This window comes from Klebsiella sp. G-Nf4, from assembly GCF_002810615.1.
Taxonomy (GTDB): domain Bacteria; phylum Pseudomonadota; class Gammaproteobacteria; order Enterobacterales; family Enterobacteriaceae; genus Klebsiella; species Klebsiella variicola.
The window spans coordinates 1-17233 of record NZ_PION01000012.1 but is presented as its reverse complement, the minus strand read 5'-3'; the positions used below and the strand labels follow the sequence as shown (position 1 = coordinate 17233).

The 17233-nt window shown below is 52.8% G+C and carries 16 protein-coding genes and 1 other annotated feature; of the genes, 7 read left to right on the top strand and 9 right to left on the bottom strand.

Going from position 1 to position 17233, the window contains the following annotated elements; genetic code table 11:
- Positions 1 to 4: 4 nt before the first annotated feature.
- Genes CWM57_RS21760 through CWM57_RS21750 form a run of 3 tightly spaced genes read left to right on the top strand, consistent with a single transcriptional unit; the run spans position 5 to position 5634 of the window.
- Positions 5 to 3832, top strand: coding sequence for a rhamnan synthesis F family protein (locus tag CWM57_RS21760; protein WP_100676356.1), 3828 nt, complete (start codon positions 5 to 7; stop codon positions 3830 to 3832).
- A gap of 54 nt (positions 3833 to 3886) precedes the next feature.
- On the top strand, positions 3887 to 4807 hold the full coding sequence (locus CWM57_RS21755; protein ID WP_100676355.1) for a glycosyltransferase family 2 protein: 921 nt from the start codon (positions 3887 to 3889) through the stop codon (positions 4805 to 4807).
- An 11-nt stretch (positions 4808 to 4818) separates the two neighbouring features.
- A complete protein-coding gene (locus tag CWM57_RS21750; protein ID WP_016161461.1) occupies positions 4819 to 5634 on the top strand; it encodes a glycosyltransferase family 2 protein in 816 nt (271 codons plus the stop codon).
- Between the two features lie 88 nt (positions 5635 to 5722).
- On the opposite strand, the gene hisIE is transcribed toward CWM57_RS21750, so the two are convergent.
- The 9 genes from hisIE to hisL all read right to left on the bottom strand — a co-directional run bounded on the left by hisIE (position 5723) and on the right by hisL (position 12962).
- Complete coding sequence (hisIE, locus tag CWM57_RS21745; protein WP_016161460.1) at positions 5723 to 6322, bottom strand: bifunctional phosphoribosyl-AMP cyclohydrolase/phosphoribosyl-ATP diphosphatase HisIE; 600 nt, start codon at positions 6320 to 6322, stop codon at positions 5723 to 5725.
- The gene (gene hisF / locus CWM57_RS21740; RefSeq protein WP_008804112.1) at positions 6316 to 7092 is read right to left on the bottom strand and encodes an imidazole glycerol phosphate synthase subunit HisF; all 777 of its coding nucleotides are present in this window, start codon (positions 7090 to 7092) and stop codon (positions 6316 to 6318) included. Before hisF ends, hisIE begins: the two co-directional genes overlap by 7 nt.
- Positions 7074 to 7811, bottom strand: a complete 738-nt coding sequence (gene hisA, locus CWM57_RS21735; RefSeq protein ID WP_061153937.1) for a 1-(5-phosphoribosyl)-5-[(5-phosphoribosylamino)methylideneamino]imidazole-4-carboxamide isomerase — start codon at positions 7809 to 7811, stop codon at positions 7074 to 7076. The genes hisF and hisA overlap by 19 nt, the downstream gene beginning before the upstream one ends.
- Positions 7811 to 8401, bottom strand: a complete 591-nt coding sequence (hisH, locus tag CWM57_RS21730; RefSeq protein ID WP_002912227.1) for an imidazole glycerol phosphate synthase subunit HisH — start codon at positions 8399 to 8401, stop codon at positions 7811 to 7813. Before hisH ends, hisA begins: the two co-directional genes overlap by 1 nt.
- Positions 8401 to 9468: a bifunctional histidinol-phosphatase/imidazoleglycerol-phosphate dehydratase HisB gene (gene hisB / locus CWM57_RS21725; protein ID WP_032735996.1), complete on the bottom strand. Its 1068-nt coding sequence runs from the start codon at positions 9466 to 9468 to the stop codon at positions 8401 to 8403. The genes hisH and hisB overlap by 1 nt, the downstream gene beginning before the upstream one ends.
- Positions 9465 to 10526 carry a histidinol-phosphate transaminase gene (gene hisC, locus CWM57_RS21720; protein WP_012967604.1) on the bottom strand — a complete coding sequence of 354 codons (1062 nt, stop codon included), beginning with the start codon at positions 10524 to 10526 and terminating at the stop codon, positions 9465 to 9467. The genes hisB and hisC overlap by 4 nt, the downstream gene beginning before the upstream one ends.
- Positions 10523 to 11827 carry a histidinol dehydrogenase gene (gene hisD / locus CWM57_RS21715; RefSeq protein ID WP_100676354.1) on the bottom strand — a complete coding sequence of 435 codons (1305 nt, stop codon included), beginning with the start codon at positions 11825 to 11827 and terminating at the stop codon, positions 10523 to 10525. Before hisD ends, hisC begins: the two co-directional genes overlap by 4 nt.
- Positions 11828 to 11866: 39 nt before the next feature.
- Positions 11867 to 12766, bottom strand: coding sequence for an ATP phosphoribosyltransferase (hisG, locus tag CWM57_RS21710; protein ID WP_002912152.1), 900 nt, complete (start codon positions 12764 to 12766; stop codon positions 11867 to 11869).
- Between the two features lie 47 nt (positions 12767 to 12813).
- Positions 12814 to 12936 (bottom strand) — a sequence feature (His leader region).
- Positions 12912 to 12962, bottom strand: coding sequence for a his operon leader peptide (gene hisL / locus CWM57_RS21705; protein ID WP_004899375.1), 51 nt, complete (start codon positions 12960 to 12962; stop codon positions 12912 to 12914). Its footprint overlaps the feature before it by 25 nt.
- A 176-nt stretch (positions 12963 to 13138) precedes the next feature.
- Between hisL and CWM57_RS21700 the strand changes: the two genes are divergently transcribed.
- The 4 genes from CWM57_RS21700 (at position 13139) to plaP (ending at position 16540) form a co-directional block, all read left to right on the top strand.
- A complete protein-coding gene (locus tag CWM57_RS21700) occupies positions 13139 to 13963 on the top strand; it encodes an SDR family oxidoreductase (RefSeq protein WP_074385334.1) in 825 nt (274 codons plus the stop codon).
- A 38-nt stretch (positions 13964 to 14001) separates the two neighbouring features.
- Positions 14002 to 14892 (top strand): LysR family transcriptional regulator, encoded by an 891-nt coding sequence (locus CWM57_RS21695; protein ID WP_100676353.1) that lies wholly within the window; start codon positions 14002 to 14004, stop codon positions 14890 to 14892.
- Between the two features lie 237 nt (positions 14893 to 15129).
- Positions 15130 to 15192, top strand: a complete 63-nt coding sequence (yoeI, locus tag CWM57_RS28460; RefSeq protein ID WP_096335043.1) for a membrane protein YoeI — start codon at positions 15130 to 15132, stop codon at positions 15190 to 15192.
- Positions 15182 to 16540, top strand: a complete 1359-nt coding sequence (gene plaP / locus CWM57_RS21685; RefSeq protein ID WP_061153942.1) for a putrescine/proton symporter PlaP — start codon at positions 15182 to 15184, stop codon at positions 16538 to 16540. Before yoeI ends, plaP begins: the two co-directional genes overlap by 11 nt.
- The last annotated feature ends 693 nt before the right edge of the window (positions 16541 to 17233 follow it).

The following is a 17233-nucleotide window of genomic DNA, read 5'->3' as shown; positions in this document are numbered from 1 at the left end:
TTTTATGACTATGATTAATAAATCAATGCTTTCCAGACCTAGAAAACTGACTTTCCCATTTGGCTGGTGCGGCCATATCCCCTTTGTCAGTTGGCTTGTTGAGGAAATGAAACCGGGTACTATTGTTGAATTAGGTACGCATTCAGGAAATTCATATTTTGCAATCTGCCAGGCTGTCCTGGAAAATAATACCGGTTCCAAATGCTATGCTGTTGATACGTGGCAGGGGGATGAGCATGCTGGTAGCTACAGTGAAGATGTTTTCAGGGATGTAAGTGCATGGAATCAGCAGTATTTCTCTGCATTTTCAAGTTTAATGCGCATGACCTTTGATCAGGCGAACGAATATTTTTCTGCAGGTAGCGTTAATTTATTGCATATCGACGGCTTACATACCTATGAAGCTGTTAAACATGACTTTGAATCCTGGAAATCAAAATTAGCAGATGATGCGGTTGTCCTGTTCCATGACACCAATGTCCGTGAACGAGGATTTGGTGTATGGCAGCTTTGGGATGAACTTCAACAACAGTATCCATCTTTTGAATTTTTGCATTCATATGGCCTGGGTGTGCTTTTTGTAGGCAAAAAAAGCCAAGCTCTTTATGAAAAGTTGGCTTCTTTTGGTGAGCCTGCTCTCATTCGAGAAGCATTTTCACGCCTAGGTGAGTTAATTACTCTACGCGAAGAAGCCCATAATCATATCCAGCATATTGAATCAGCCAGATCCGTTCTTGAGAGTCAAAACCAAGAACTTCAGCATCAACTTAATAAATCAAAAGAAGAAAACGAACTCTATATAAAGAGAATCCAGGAAGATAAAAATATTAAAAATGTTATGGCTGGCAGAATCCATGAACTGGAAAACAGTCAGCATCATATTTCCGGCAATGTCCATGCACTCGAAAAGGAAATTGAGCGGCTGATTAATACTAACTCGTGGAAAATCACTAAGCCGCTAAGATTCATGTTTCGAGTACTCCGCGGCCAACAGAAAGATGCGATGTGGCATATTAAAAAAGAAGTCCGTAACATTGCCAAGTCAGCTTATTATCGAACCCCTTATAAGTATCGCGAACAACTATTAACCATGGCATTTAAGGTTCGACCTAGTTGGTTCACTAGTCATCCTAAATTTATGGCTGCTCATTCTCTGATATCAAATGAATTAGAGGTAAGTGATAAGCTTATCGATATTAATTTATTAAGTGACGATATTAATACACAGCCTGGAAGAATTGCTGTTCAATGTCATATTTTTTATCCAGACTTAATCGATGAATTTGTGGCACAATTGTCAACAATGCCGTTTAAGTTCGATGTTTACATTTCAGTAACAAATGAAGAAGCCAAACAACAATGCAACCTGCAATTTAAGAAGATTAAAAATATCGAAAATCTCGATGTGCGAGTAGTGCCTAATCGCGGTCGTGATATTGCTCCAGTATTCGCCGAGTTTGGTTCCGCCTTAAAACAATATGATTTTGTTTGTCATATTCAAAGTAAGAAGTCATTATATAATGAGGGAAAAACAACCGGTTGGCGAGAGTATTTACTGAATGGTTTGTTCGGTTCGGAATCTAATGTAAAACGAATATTTAAAGCATTTAAAGATGATAATTCGTTAGGGATTATCTATCCTCAAGTTCATCATACATTGCCTTATATGGCATTTACCTGGTTAGCCAACAAACAGCAAGGCAGTGAACTTTGCGCTAAAATGGGAATAGCCTGTCCTGATGGATATTTCAATTTCCCAGCAGGTTCAATGTTTTGGGCCCGTGTAGATGCTTTGTCCCCGTTATTCGAGATGAATTTAGCGTGGCAAGATTTTCCTGAAGAAAAAGGACAGACTGATGGGACTACAGCACATGCAATTGAACGTTTGTTAGGTATAGTCCCTCAGGCTTTGAATTATGGTTCATTAATTATAAAAGACTGTGAGAATGAGTCAAAATCCACTTTCCGTTGGGATCATCAATATTTCCCTAGAACGTTAGAGTCGATTCATCAAATAATTTCTGATCCAAGCAAAAAAGTTATTGCTTTTGATATTTTTGATACTTTGTTGATTCGTCCTTTACTTCATCCTGACCATACAAAACAGATCATTGCCAGCCAATTGTCTGCTGAGGAAGCGTCCGAGTTTCTGTCTAAAAGGCCTGCCGCAGAGCAGAGTGCAAGGCACCGCGCTGGGCGGGATATCAGTATTGACGATATCTATAATGAATTGCAGCAACATTATCAGGTTGAACATTCAGTCGCCAAAAAGTTTCGTGAGCTCGAAGAACGGGTTGAAATTGCTTCTGTTTCGGCTCGGCCGGATATGTTGGGAATTTTTGAGTTTGTTAAAAAGAGTGGTAAAAAAATCGCTATTGTCAGCGATATGTTTTTACCGCTTGAAACTATCGTTAATATGCTCGAATCTAATGGTTTTACCGGATGGGATAAAATTTATTTATCATCAGATAAAGGTAAAAGAAAGGATACGGGTGAACTGTACGAGCTTCTTTTTACCGAGTATGGTGTTTCCGGTAATGAAGTCGTGATGATTGGTGATAACGAGCGTAGTGATTTACAGTTGCCTTGCGATCGGTTCAACACTCTCGGTTTGCATATTGTTAGAGCTACGGACTTAGCACTTCATACTCCAGAGTATGCAGGGTTAGCAAAGCAGGCGTTTAATTCGGATCTAGACGGAGAACTGACCTTTGGTCTTTTGACGAGGAAAAATTTAAGTCAAATTGGGAGTTTCTCTCCGGAAAAATTAAAGCTTTTCTCTTCAAGTCCGTATCAGATTGGTTACAATCTTGCAGGTCCATTGCTTACCTCATTTGCTGAATGGCTGAGAAAGCGCGCCGCACAATCTGATATTCAAGACTTATATTTTCTTGCCAGAGAAGGGAAGATAATTAAAGACGTTTATGATCTTTGGTGTGATGGGGCAAAAACTGCACCTCAAAGTCATTACCTGATTTTGTCTCGCCGTGCGGTTAACGTTCCTAATGTAACAACACTGAATGATGTCTTGGATATAGCTAAGTCGACTTTCTTTGCCAATACACTCGAGATGTTTTTACGGGAACGTTATGGATTGGTCCTACCTGAAGAGAAATTATCCTCTTTATACTCTTCTGGGCTTTGGTCTAAAGGCAAGTTAGTAGAAGTGCAGAATGAGGATATTTCCGAAATTAGGTCATTACTGGAATATCTTATGCCTGATATTCTTTCTGAAGCTCATGCTGAAAAGCAAGGTTTGTTACAATACCTTAAACAGGAAGGATTCTTAACATCAGGTCATAAGACGGTCGTTGATGTTGGATACTCAGGAACGATCCAGAAAGCGCTTATAAATATTGTAGCTGACAGAGTCGATGGTTATTATATGGCAACATCTGAAACTGCAGGAAAGGGCTTAAAGAACGGAAGTAAAGCTCATGGTTGTTTTATTGATAACTCGATCTCACTTCAAAATGAAAACTCAGTGATTCTACGTCAAAGCTTCGAACTTGAAAAATTGTTAAGCTCGGATGATACCCAAATTGTTAAATATATCCTGGAAAACGCGACCGTTACGCCAGTATATAAACAGCAGCGTCCAGAAGAGCTTATAACAAAAGACATCAGAACGGAGTTACAAAAGGGCTGCATGGATTTCGTTCGTGATGCAAGAGATGTACGAAATACGCTTTACCCTGATTTTTCGCCTTCATTGACAATAGCTGATTCTTTATATAGTGAGTTTATTTCAAGTTGCAATCGAAAAGAAAATGACTTCGTGAAAAAAATGACCTTAGATGATGATTATTGTGGTCGTGGTTTAGTAAATTAAATTAAAAATAACCCCTCTATCCGCGAATAGCAGATAGAGGGGCAGGGTTTCAGAATGAACCGAAGTGTTGCTATTTTAATGGCTGTAAGAAATGGTCAGGAGTACCTTCAGCCTCAACTTGATTCATTTCTTAACCAAACATATAAGAACTGGTGTTTATATGTTTCTGATGATGGCTCGACCGATTCGACAGCCGAAATTGTTAATAACTTTTATCTTTCTCATCCAGAGATTTCTGGTTTTTTAAAAAAAGGCCCTTGTCTTGGTTTCTGCCTAAATTTTCAGTCCATGATCAACGATGAAAAAATCATTGCTGATTATTATGCTTTTTCTGACCAGGACGACATTTGGTTACCCGAAAAAATAGAAAATGCAGTTCGCTTTTTGGACAGTGTCCCCTCAGATACACCTGCTCTCTATTGCTCGGCTACTACTCTTATCGATCAGGCTGATAATATTATTGGGGAATCACTTTCACCCAATAAGGCACTCAGTTTTGCCAATGCTCTGTTGCATAATGTTGCTAGCGGCAATACTATGGTATTCAATCATAAAGCCAGAGAGTTATTAATGGCTGCCTCGTCTGAAGAAATGGTGGTACATGATTGGTCGCTCTATCAGATAGTAAGCGCATGCAATGGACGCATTTATTTTGATCACACCCCTGGAGTGTTGTATCGCCAACATAGTAATAATGTGATTGGTGATGGACGTAATATTTTTCTACGTGTGCGTAATTTCTTTTCATCTTTTAAAGGAAATCGTGCGGACTGGAATAAACGGAATAAAACCGTTCTCGATAAGATAGTGGCTCACTTCGGTGAGAATGAAAAGCAAGTTTATTATAACTATAATAATATAAGTAAAAGTAGGTTTTTGAAAAGGATTTATTTTTACATAAAATCTGGTGTTTACCATCAATATAAACTCGGTACATTATCAACCATAATTTACGTTTGTGTTGGGAAAATGTAGTAAGGTGCTATGTGAATATACTAGCTTCGCTTGTTCTTTATAAACATTCTTTTCAAGAAATTGAGCTTACGCTTGATTCGTTATTAAATGAAAAGAATATCGATAAACTAGTTATAGTGGATAATGGTTCTTTTTGTACCTGGTTGGATGATTATAAGCACGATAAAGTTGATGTCATAAGATTAACTGATAATGAAGGTTTTGGCGCAGGGCATAATAAAGTTTTTGAACATTATAAAAACCAATGTAGTTATTTTTTGATTTGTAATCCTGACATTTACTATGCTCAGGGCGAGGTTGATAAACTTTTTTCCTTTTGTAAGGAAAATTCGGTCGACCTTTCAGTCCCTAAAATCATATATCCAAATGGTGCATTGCAATATGCGACAAAGCTATTGCCGGCACCATTTCAACTTTTCGGACGTCGTTTTCTCTCATCATTTTTTCCCAACATAAATAATGAGTATGAATTGCGTAACGCTAATTTTAATGCTGCATTCTACGCGCCATCGATGTCAGGATGTTTTATGATGGTGAGCAATAACGCCATTCTACAAGTTCAAGGTTTCGACCTTCGATTCTTCATGTATTTAGAGGATGTCGATTTTTCGCGCCGTATCAGTGCGGGAAATTTTAATGTTGTTTATTGTCCTGATTCTACAGTGGTTCATCTATCGCAAAGAAAATCATATCACAGCTTTAAATTCCTGTTTTATCATATGACCTCTGCGATTAAATATTTCAATAAGTGGGGTTGGTTTTTTGATAAAGAAAGACAACAACTCAACAAACGTTGTCTTTCATCATTACCCACCAGATCGGAATAATGGCTTGTAACATGAGTTAATGGTAAACAAAAGGCAGATTTGAGGACAAATCTGCCTTTTATATTTGCGGAATTAACTAGTACTAATATTACTTATGCCGTGCTCTTAAATTATCAATCACTTCCCCGAGATCCAGCCCTTGGTCCTGCAGCAGCACCAGCAGGTGGTACATCAGGTCCGACGCCTCATTCTTCAGCTCAAAGCGGTCGTTCACCGTGGCGGCCAGCGCGGTCTCCACGCCTTCTTCCCCCACTTTCTGCGCAATACGCTTGGTACCGCTGGCATACAGCTTCGCCGTGTAGGAGCTCTCCGGGTCGGCATGCTTACGCTCGGCCAGCAGTTGCTCCAGCTGATAGAGGAACAGCCACTGGTGGCCGGTTTCGCCGAAGCAACTGGTGGTGCCTTTATGGCAGGTCGGCCCGATCGGGTTTACCAGCACCAGCAGCGTATCGTTGTCACAGTCCGGCGTGATGCTCACTACGTTGAGGACATTGCCCGAGGTTTCACCCTTGGTCCACAGCCGCTGTTTGGTGCGCGAGTAAAAGGTGACCTTGCCGGTGGCTTCGGTTTTCTCCAGCGCCTCCTTGTTCATGTAGCCCAGCATCAGCACCTCGCCGGATACGGCGTGCTGCACGATGGCCGGCATCATGCCGTCCGTTTTTTCCCAGTCCAGCTGTTCAGTCAACATACCCTTATCTCCACGCCCTGTGCCGCCAGGTACGCTTTCAGTTCGCCAATATTAATAATCTGTTTGTGGAATACCGAGGCCGCCAGCGCGCCGTCAACGTTGGCGTCACGGAAGGCTTCGAGGAAGTGTTCCATGGTGCCTGCGCCGCCGGAGGCGATCAGCGGGACATGGCACACCGCGCGAACCTTCGCCAGCTGCTGCAGGTCGTAACCGTTGCGCACCCCGTCCTGGTTCATCATATTGAGGACGATCTCGCCCGCGCCGCGCTTCTGCACTTCCTCCACCCAGTCGAGGGTTTCCCACTGCGTCACCCGCGTGCGGGTCTCGTCGCCGGTATACTGGTTGACGTGATATTTGCCGGTCTCAGCATCAAACCAGGTATCAATCCCCACCACAATGCACTGCACACCAAAGCGGTCAGCAAGGCGGGTGATCAGCGTCGGGTCAGCGAGAGCAGGGGAGTTAATCGAAATCTTATCGGCGCCGAAGGAGAGGATCTGCGCCGCGTCTTCCAGCGACTTGATCCCACCCGCCACGCAGAAAGGAATATCGATCACTTCCGCCACGCGCGACACCCAGCTCTTGTCGACCACCCGGCCGTCGCTGGAGGCGGTGATATCATAGAACACCAGTTCGTCGGCCCCTTCGTCGGCATAGCGCTTGGCCAGCGGGACGATGTCGCCAATGATCTCGTGATTACGGAACTGCACGCCTTTCACTACCTGGCCGTCGCGGACGTCGAGGCAGGGGATTATCCGTTTTGCCAGCATTGAATGGCCTCCGTTACGTTGAATTTACCTTCCAGCAGCGCGCGACCGACAATCACGCCGCGCACTCCAGTGCCGCGCAGCGCGGCAATATCATTAAGATCGCCGATGCCGCCGGATGACTGAAACGCCACCTGCGGGTAGCGGGCGCAGACTTCCTCGTACAGCGAGACGTTAGAGCCTGCCAGCGTGCCGTCGCGGGAAATATCGGTGCACAGCACATGCTGCAGGCCGACCGGTAGATAACTTTCCACCAGCTCCTCCAGCGTCACGCCGGAGTTTTCCTGCCAGCCGCTGACCGCCACCTGCTTATTGCCGTCGGCGTCAATGCGCACGTCGAGCGCCAGCACCAGCCGTTCAGGGCCAAAGCGTTTAAACCAGCCTTTCACTTCCTCCGGGGACTTCACCGCGGTGGAGCCGACCACCACGCGGGCGACGCCGGTCTCAAGCAGGGCCGCGACATCCGCTTCGGTCCGCACGCCGCCGCCAACCTGTACCGGGACGTCAACGCCGGCGACCAGCGATTTCAGCAGCGGGATCTGGCGTTTCGCCGGATCCTTCGCCCCGGTCAGGTCGACCAGGTGCAGGACTTCCGCCCCCTGAGCGGCATAGGACTGCAGGCGCGGCAGCGGATCGCTGCCATAGTCGCGCTGCTGGCCGTAATCGCCCTGGTGGAGACGAACGACGGTGCCGTCGATTAAATCTAAAGCAGGAATAATCATCACATCTCCAGGAAGTTTTTCAGCAACTGCGCCCCGGCGCTCCCGGAGCGCTCCGGGTGGAACTGCACGCCAAAGAAGTTATCTTTCTGCACCGCGGCGGTGAACGCCTCGCCGTAATTGCACTGGGCGATGGTGTACGGGTTGACCGGCATGGCGTAGCTGTGCACGAAGTAGAAATACGCGCCTTCTTCAATGCCGCGGAACAGACGATCGCCTGCTTTGGCATACACCCGGTTCCAGCCCATGTGCGGCAGCGGCAGACCGTGGTCGGTCATCTTCGGCACCTCTTCTTCGATAATGCCCAGCAGATCGACGCCGTTGTTCTCCTCGCTGCGCTTGCCGAGCAGCTGCATACCCAGGCAAATCCCCAGCACCGGCTGGGTACAGGCTTTGATCAGGTCGATCAGCTCGCGGTCGCGCAGCTGGTCCATCGCCGCCTGGGCGGTGCCGACGCCGGGAAGAAACAGTTTATCGGCACGTAATACCACCTCCGGATCGCGGCTGACCACCGGCTCATAGCCGTGGCGGCCAATCGCCGATTTCACCGAATTGAGGTTGGCGCACCCGGTATCAAGGATCACCACATTCATCACAGCACCCCTTTGGAAGACGGCAGGGCATCGCCCTGGACGCGGATCGCCTGGCGCAGCGTACGGCCAAAGGCTTTGAACAGGCTCTCCACGCGGTGGTGATCGTTCTTGCCCTTGGTTTTCAGGTGCAGGGTCACCGCCATGGTGTAAGAGAGCGAGCGGAAGAAGTGTTCCACCATCTCGGTGCTCAGATCGCCAACGCGCTGATAGGTGAAGTCCGCCTTATACTCCAGGTGCGGACGGCCGGAGATATCCAGCGCGCAGCGGGCGAGACACTCGTCCATCGGCAGCACAAAGCCGAAGCGGTTGATACCGCGCTTGTCGCCAAGCGCCAGCTTCAGGGCTTCGCCGAGGGCCAGGCCGGTATCTTCCACGGTGTGGTGATCGTCGATGTACAGATCGCCGCCGACGTTGATCTCCATGCGGAAGCCGCCGTGGGTGGCGATTTGGTCGAGCATATGGTCAAAAAAGCCGACGCCGGTGTGGATCTTGCTGCCGCCTTCGCGGTCCAGCCACACCTTCACGTCCACCTGGGTCTCTTTGGTGATACGCTCGACGTGGGCATAGCGGTCGCGGCGGGTCAGCTGCTCGCTGATGGTCGGCCAGTCCAGGGTCTCGCGGTCATAGCGCAGGCCGGTAATCCCCATGTTATCCGCCAGCTCAAGGTCGGTGACCCGGTCGCCAATCACATAGCTGTGGCTTTTATCCAGTACGCCGTCTTCCAGCCACGGCAGCACCAGCTGCGTTTTCGGCTTGCGGCAGGCGCAGTTGTCGCCCGGGAAGTGCGGGCAAATCAGCACCTCTTCGAAATTGACGCCCTGCGAGGCGAAGATCTGCATCATCAGGTTGTGCGGGCCATCAAACGCTTCCTGCGGCAGACTGTCGGTTCCCAGGCCATCCTGGTTGGTGATCATCACCAGCTTATAGCCTTCCTGCTGCAGCTTCAGCAGCGCCGGGATCACCTGCGGCTCAAACGCCAGCTTGTCGAAACGGTCCACCTGGAAATCCACCGGCGGTTCGGAAATCAGGGTGCCGTCACGGTCAATAAAGAGATACTTCTGGGTCATACATTCTCCGCAGTCAAGGCGTCAATCACGCGCTGGCTCTCAGCACGGGTACCGATAGTGATACGCAAACAGCCGCTTAATGAAGGTTGTTTATTCTGGTCACGTAAGATAATGCCCTGATCCCACAAAGATTTAAACACTGCGCTGGAGGCGGTTATCCGCGCCAGAACATAGTTCGCTTCGGAATCGAAGACCTGCTCCACGCAGGCGATGCCGCGCAGCTGTTCCACCAGGTAGCGGCGCTCGTCGAGGATCTGCGCCACACGCTGGCGCATCGCCGCGATCCCTTCCGCGCTCAGTGCCTGGGCGGCGATATCGGCCACTGGCGTGGAGAGCGGATACGGAGCGATCACTTTCAGCAGCACGTTAATCACCTCGGCGTTGGCGAGGGTGAAGCCGCAGCGCAGGCCGGCGAGGGCGAAGGCTTTGGACAGCGTGCGCAGCACCACCAGGTGCGGATAGTCGCTGAGCCAGCCGGCGAGCGTCGCCTGCGGGCAGAATTCAATATAGGCTTCGTCGGCGACCACGATGGCTTTATCGCGGGTCATCTCCAGCAGGTCGCGTATCGACTGCGGATCGATGATCTGACCGGTCGGGTTGTTCGGGCTGCAGACAAAGACCACCTTCACGCCGTCCAGCTGCGCCTCGATACCCGGCAGGTCGAGCTGCCAGTCGGCGAGGGTCGGCACGGTGCGGCATTCGACGCCGATGGTCTCGGCGCTGACGCTGTACATGCCGTAGGTGGGCGGGCAGTAGAGTAGCGCGTCTTTGCCGGGCTCACAGAAAGCGCGGATCAGCAGCTCAATCCCTTCGTCGGCGCCGCGGCTGACCAGCACCTGCTCCGGTTTGACGTCGGCGTAGCGGGCGTAGCTCTCGATGACTGCCTTCGGCTGCGGCTCCGGATAGCGGTTCATCGTTTGCGCGGTAAGCTGGAAAGCCACGGCGGTCGGGAATTCGTTGGCGTTCAGCCAGACGTCGCCTTTGCCGCCCAGACGGCGAGCGGATTGATACGGGGTCAGCGCACGGACGTTGGCGCGGGCTAAATCTTCAATGCTCATGCTTGCTCCTTCAGGGCGGCAACGCGCAGCGTTACGGCGTTTTTGTGGGCGTCAAGGCGCTCGGCGGCGGCCAGGATCTCAATCGTTGAGGCGAGGGCGGCAAAGCCGTCGCGCGACAGCTCCTGCACGGTCATCCGCTTCTGGAAGTCGGCCAGGCCGAGGCTCGAACAGGTGGCGGTATACCCATAGGTCGGCAGGACGTGGTTGGTGCCCGAGGCGTAATCGCCCGCGGATTCCGGTGACCAGTCACCGAGGAAAACCGAACCGGCGCTGGTGATGCTGTCCACCAGCTCGCGGGCCTGACGGGTCTGAATGATCAGGTGCTCCGGACCATACTGGTTGGAGATAGCCACGCACTGCGCCAGGTCGCGGGCCACGATGATCCGGCTGGCGGATAGGGCCACGCGGGCGGTTTCCGCACGCGGCAGGGTGGCCAGCTGGCGTTCGACGGCCTCAGCGATGCGGCTGCCGAGGTCGGCGTCCGGGGTCAGGAGGATCACTTGCGAGTCCGGGCCGTGTTCCGCCTGCGACAGCAGGTCGGAGGCGACAAAGTCCGGGGTGGCGCCGCTGTCGGCGATCACCAGCACTTCCGACGGGCCGGCCGGCATGTCGATGGCTGCGCCGTCCAGACGCTGGCTGACCTGACGTTTGGCTTCCGTGACGTAAGCGTTACCCGGGCCAAAGATTTTATCCACCTTCGGCACCGACTCGGTCCCGAGGGCGAGGGCGGCGATAGCCTGGGCGCCGCCGACGTTAAAGATGGTTTTCACGCCACACAGCTGCGCGGCATAGAGGATCTCATCGGCAATCGGCGGCGGTGAGCAGAGCACCACCTGCTGACAGCCGGCGATGCGCGCCGGCGTCGCCAGCATCAGCACCGTGGAGAACAGCGGCGCCGAGCCACCCGGGATGTACAGCCCGACAGAGGCGATAGGGCGGGTGACCTGCTGGCAGCGCACCCCCGGCAGCGTTTCGACATCCACCGCCTGCAGCTGTTGCGCGTTGTGGAAGGTCTCGATGTTTTTCACCGCCACCGCCATCGCCTGCTTCAGCTCGTCGCTGAGGCGTTCGCCGGCGGCGGCGATCTCCGCCTCGCTCACCTGCAGCGCGGCGACGGTGGTTTTATCAAACTTCGCACTGTATTCGCGCAGCGCCGCGTCGCCGTTGGCTTTGACGTTATCGAGGATCTCCGCCACCGTTTTACTGATGCTGTCGGAGGCGGAAATCGCCGGGCGCGTTAAGAGTTGTTGCTGTTGGTCTGCGCTACAGCCGTTCCAGTCGATGATTGTGTTGAAGCTCATGATTGTTTTCCCCTGTGTGTCCCGTGACCGGCTGGCCGATTACTCCATCATCTTCTCAATCGGCAGCACCAGAATGGAGCTGGCGCCCAGCGCTTTCAGTTTTTCCATGGTCTCCCAGAACAGGGTTTCGCTGCTGACCATGTGCATCGCCACGCGCTGCTTGTCGCCTGCCAGCGGCAGAATAGTCGGACGCTCGGCGCCCGGCAGCAGGGCAACCACTTCTTCCAGGCGTTCGGTCGGAGCGTGCATCATGATGTATTTCGACTCGCGGGCCTGGATCACGCCCTGAATACGGGTCAGCAGGCGGTCAATCAGCTGCTGTTTGGCGTCGGCCATCTCGCCGTCGCGCTGGATCAGGCAGGCTTTGGAGCGGTAAATCACTTCCACTTCGCGCAGGCCGTTGGCTTCCAGGGTGGCGCCAGTGGAGACGAGGTCGCAGATAGCGTCGGCGAGGCCGGCGCGCGGCGCCACTTCCACGGAGCCGTTCAGCAGACAGGATTTAAAGGAGATACCTTTTTGATCGAGGTAGCGCTTCAGCAGGTGCGGGTAAGAGGTGGCGATGCGTTTGCCGTCCAGCGCCGCCGGGCCGTTCCAGGCTTCATCCACCGGGGTCGCCAGCGATAGGCGGCAGCCGCCGAAGTCCAGACGACGCAGGGTGAAGTAGCGCGGGTCTTCGCCCTGAGCGCGGCGGCTGAGCAGCTCTTCTTCCAGCACGTTTTCGCCGATAATGCCGAGGTCGACAACACCGTCCATCACCAGGCCCGGGATATCGTCATCACGCACGCGCAGAATGTCGATTGGCATATTTTCCGCCAGCGCAATCAGACGCTGGGTGTGCAAATTGACTTTAATGCCGCAGCGGCTGAGTAATTCGCGTGAATCTTCGCTTAAACGGCCTGATTTCTGAATAGCTATGCGTAAACGGGTGTTGTCTAACATTGTTCTTTTCCTCTGAATACCTGTCTGAATCTGTCCGAATTTGGTCCAAAAAAAAGCCCCCGGAAGTGAATCTTCCGGGGGCTCTCTGCGCGTTCATGCACCACTGGAAGATCCAAATGTCTTCCAGCACACATCGCCTGAAAGACTAGTCAGGATGATGGTGATGATGGTGGTGTTTAAATTGAACGCGGTTCATAAAAATTCTCTGTGAATGACTATGCATTTGATGTCCTTTAACCTAAACCACTTCCGCCGCAGAAAGCAAGGGCTTTTTTCTATCATTAATTCATTTCACATTGAGCGAAGAAATTGTCAGTTGCCGCTGGCTGGCGTAGCCTGTAATCAGCACAGCGAAAGAGTCAGGAGCCTGGGATGAAAAAGGTCGCGATAGTCGGTTTGGGATGGCTGGGGATGCCGCTGGCGCTGTCGTTGATGGCGCGAGGCTGGCAGGTCACTGGCAGTAAAACCACGCAGGATGGCGTGGAGGCGGCGCGGATGTGCGGGATTGACAGCTATCCGCTGCGCCTGGAGCCGCAGCTGGTCTGTGATACCGAGGACCTCGACGCGCTGATGAACGTCGATGCGCTGGTGATCACGCTGCCGGCCCGGCGTACCGGGGCAGGAGAAGGGTTTTATCTGCAGGCGGTGCAGGAGATTGTCGATACCGCGCTGGCGCACCATATTCCGCGGATCGTCTTCACCAGTTCCACCTCGGTGTATGGCAACGTCAACGGCACGGTGAAAGAGAACTCCCCGCGCCAGCCGCAAACCGCCAGCGGGCAGGTGCTCAAGGAGCTGGAGGACTGGCTGCACAACCTGCCGGGGACGTCGGTGGATATTTTGCGCCTGGCCGGGCTGGTGGGGCCTTCCCGTCATCCGGGACGTTTTTTTGCCGGTAAGTCGGCGCCGGATGGCCAGCACGTGGTCAATCTGGTGCATTTGCAGGATGTGGTGGCCGCTATCGAACTGCTGTTGCAGGCCCCGAAGGGCGGGCACATCTATAATCTATGTGCGCCCCGCCATCCGGCGCGTGGCCTCTTTTATCCGCAGATGGCCCGTGAGCTGGGGCTGCCGCCGCCGGTGTTCAGCGACAGCCCGGACGGCGGTCAGGGCAAGATTGTGGATGGCAATCGTATCTGCAATGAGCTGGGGTTTGAGTACCAGTACCCCGATCCGCTGGTGATGCCGATGGAGTGATCTGCCAGCGGTGATTCGCATACCGTAAGGGGGTAGCGATGAAACCACTGCTGGATGTCCTCGTGATCCTGGATGCCCTGGAAAAAGAGGGGAGCTTTGCCGCCGCGTCGGCAAAGCTCTTTAAAACGCCCTCGGCGCTGAGCTACACCATTCACCGGCTGGAAAGCGATCTCAATATTCAGTTGCTCGACCGCAGCGGCCACCGTGCGCGCTTTACCCCCACCGGACAAATGCTGCTGGAGAAAGGGCGGGAGGTGCTGCATATCGCCCGCGAACTGGAGATCCGGGCGGTCAAGTTGCAGCAGGGGTGGGAGCACACCCTCCGCCTGGCGGTGGACAGTACTTTTCCCGTAGCGCAGCTCTCGCCGCTGATCGCGGCATTTTATCAACAACAGCCGCTGACCCGGCTGCACTTCAGTTTGAGTCCCTCGCTGTTTGACTGGCGGCCGCTGACCGACGGGCAGGCCGATCTGCTGCTGGGCGCCCTCGGCGAGCCACCGCCGCTGAGCGGCTATGACTCTCTCCCCCTCGGCGAACTGGAGCTGCTGCTGGTGGTTTCCCCGCAGCATCCGCTGGCGCGACATCGTGCTCCGCTGAGCTGGCGGACCCTGCGCCGTTACCGGGCGGTGGCCACCGGCGAGGGCGGGGTGCTGCTCAGCGATCAGGAGACCCTGACGGTGTGTGACGCCGCGGGGCAGCTGGCGCTGCTGCGCATGGGTCTGGGCTGGGGCTGCCTGCCGCGCTATCAGGTGCAGGGGCTGCTGGAGAGCGGCGAGCTCATCAGCATGGCCGTGAGCGGGCAGTCGCCCCGCCAGCATGCCTGGATCGCCTGGAATGACGCCACCTGCGGTTTGGCGAGCAAATGGTGGCGCGAAGCGCTATTAGCAAATAGTGCTATTTTTGCAATTTATCATACGGAAATCGTATAGATATTAGCATGTTAAAAATTATGCTTACGCAATGAACTTCATAGCATCTTGTCAACGCCGTTGAATTTGTTGCAAAATATGCGGCCTGAAAACCAGAGACTAGCCGACGCTTTTTTTTAAAGTGTCGGTTATTTTTTTGGTCGAAAGACACATCATTCAATACCAAGAGGCCGGGCTTCGTACCGGATAGATATTTACTAAAAACCGACAGTCGTTGTCGCTGAGGAATAGAAAGAAATGGGGCAATTTTTTGCTTACGCGCTGGCGTTCACCGTAAAAGGGGATAACTATGTCGCATAACGCTACTCCAAATACCTCTCGCGTGGAATTACGTAAAACACTTACGTTAGTTCCGGTTGTAATGATGGGCCTGGCCTATATGCAGCCGATGACGCTGTTCGATACGTTTGGTATCGTCTCTGGTATGACCGACGGTCACGTGCCGACGGCCTACGCCTTTGCGTTAATCGCTATCCTGTTTACTGCCCTGAGCTATGGCAAGCTGGTACGTCGTTACCCTTCTGCCGGCTCGGCGTATACCTATGCCCAGAAATCCATCAGCCCGACCGTTGGTTTTATGGTGGGTTGGTCCTCGCTGCTTGACTACCTGTTCGCGCCGATGATCAACATTCTGCTGGCGAAAATCTATTTTGAAGCGCTCATTCCTTCGATACCCTCGTGGGTGTTTGTTATCGCGCTGGTCGCCTTTATGACCGCCTTTAACCTGCGCAGCATTAAATCCGTGGCCAACTTCAACACCGTGATTGTGGTGCTGCAGGTGGTGCTGATTGCCGTCATTCTCGGCATGGTGATTTATGGCGTGTTTGAAGGCGAAGGCGCCGGTACGCTGGCCAGCAGCCGTCCGTTCTGGTCCGGTGACGCGCACGTGATCCCGATGATTACCGGGGCGACGATCCTGTGCTTCTCGTTTACCGGCTTCGACGGCATCAGCAACCTGTCTGAAGAGACCAAAGATGCAGAGCGCGTCATCCCGCGCGCGATTTTCCTGACCGCGCTGATCGGCGGCCTGATCTTCATTTTTGCCACCTACTTCCTGCAGCTGTACTTCCCGGACATCTCGCGCTTTAAAGATCCGGATGCGTCACAGCCGGAAATTATGCTCTACGTAGCAGGCAAAGCCTTCCAGGTTGGCGCGCTGATCTTCTCCACCATCACCGTGCTGGCTTCCGGTATGGCGGCGCACGCTGGCGTGGCGCGTCTGATGTACGTGATGGGCCGCGACGGCGTATTCCCGAAAAGCTTCTTCGGCTACGTCCACCCGACCTGGCGCACCCCGGCGATGAACATCATCCTGGTCGGCGCTATTGCGCTGCTGGCGATTAACTTCGACCTGGTGATGGCGACGGCGCTGATTAACTTTGGTGCGCTGGTGGCGTTTACCTTCGTTAACCTGTCGGTGATTTCGCAGTTCTGGATCCGTGAGAAACGCAACAAGACGCTGAAAGACCACTTCCAGTATTTGTTCCTGCCGATGTGCGGCGCCCTGACCGTTGGCGCGCTGTGGGTCAACCTGGAAGAGAGCTCGATGATTCTGGGCCTGATCTGGGCCGGTATCGGTCTGGTCTATCTGGCCTGCGTGACCAAAAGCTTCCGCAACCCGGTGCCGCAGTACGAAGATGTGGCCTAAGGCATAGCGTGATGTAAATGAGAAAAGCCGGAGGGAAACCTCCGGCTTTTTTTCGTTTGGCCCGGTGCGATATCTTTTGCCCGGCGGCGCTGCGCTTGCGCGGGCCTACGGTGATGGTTAACCTTCTGAAATTCAATGGTTATGTAGGCCGGGTAAGCGAAGCGCCACCCGGCAATATGTTGGGCACGGAGCCTGATGTATTACCCGGCGGCGGGGAGACTGTTATCGGTTTACTACGTTCTCAGACTCCGTAGGCCGGGTCAGGCGCAGCCGCCACCCGGCAATATGTTGGCCACGGAAACGACGGCCGGACGGTTCCCTCTCACTCCGGGAGAGGGTTAGGGTGAGGGCAAGCACCGTCGTGCGATCCTTTATGTTATTAGTGACTTCAGCGCACATTGCGCTCCCGGTTAGTCTTCTGCGTTATGTCTCTTATGGCGCAGGGAGCGCACAGGGGGCGGCCAGTCGCCGCCGCCCCCTGTACCCCCCGGCTCCGGCCAGCAAAATCGCCACTTCGTGGTACCTTCGACTTATCCCTGCAGGCTTCGGGTCGGGCCGAGGCAGCGTATATGGACGCTCCCGGAATGCAATGCTTTCTTCAGTTCAGTAATAAAACGGGTAGGTGCAGCCATATATCCGGTTTCTGATGGGATTTCTTTATCCCGAACCATGATGAAATCCGCCAGGCAGGTA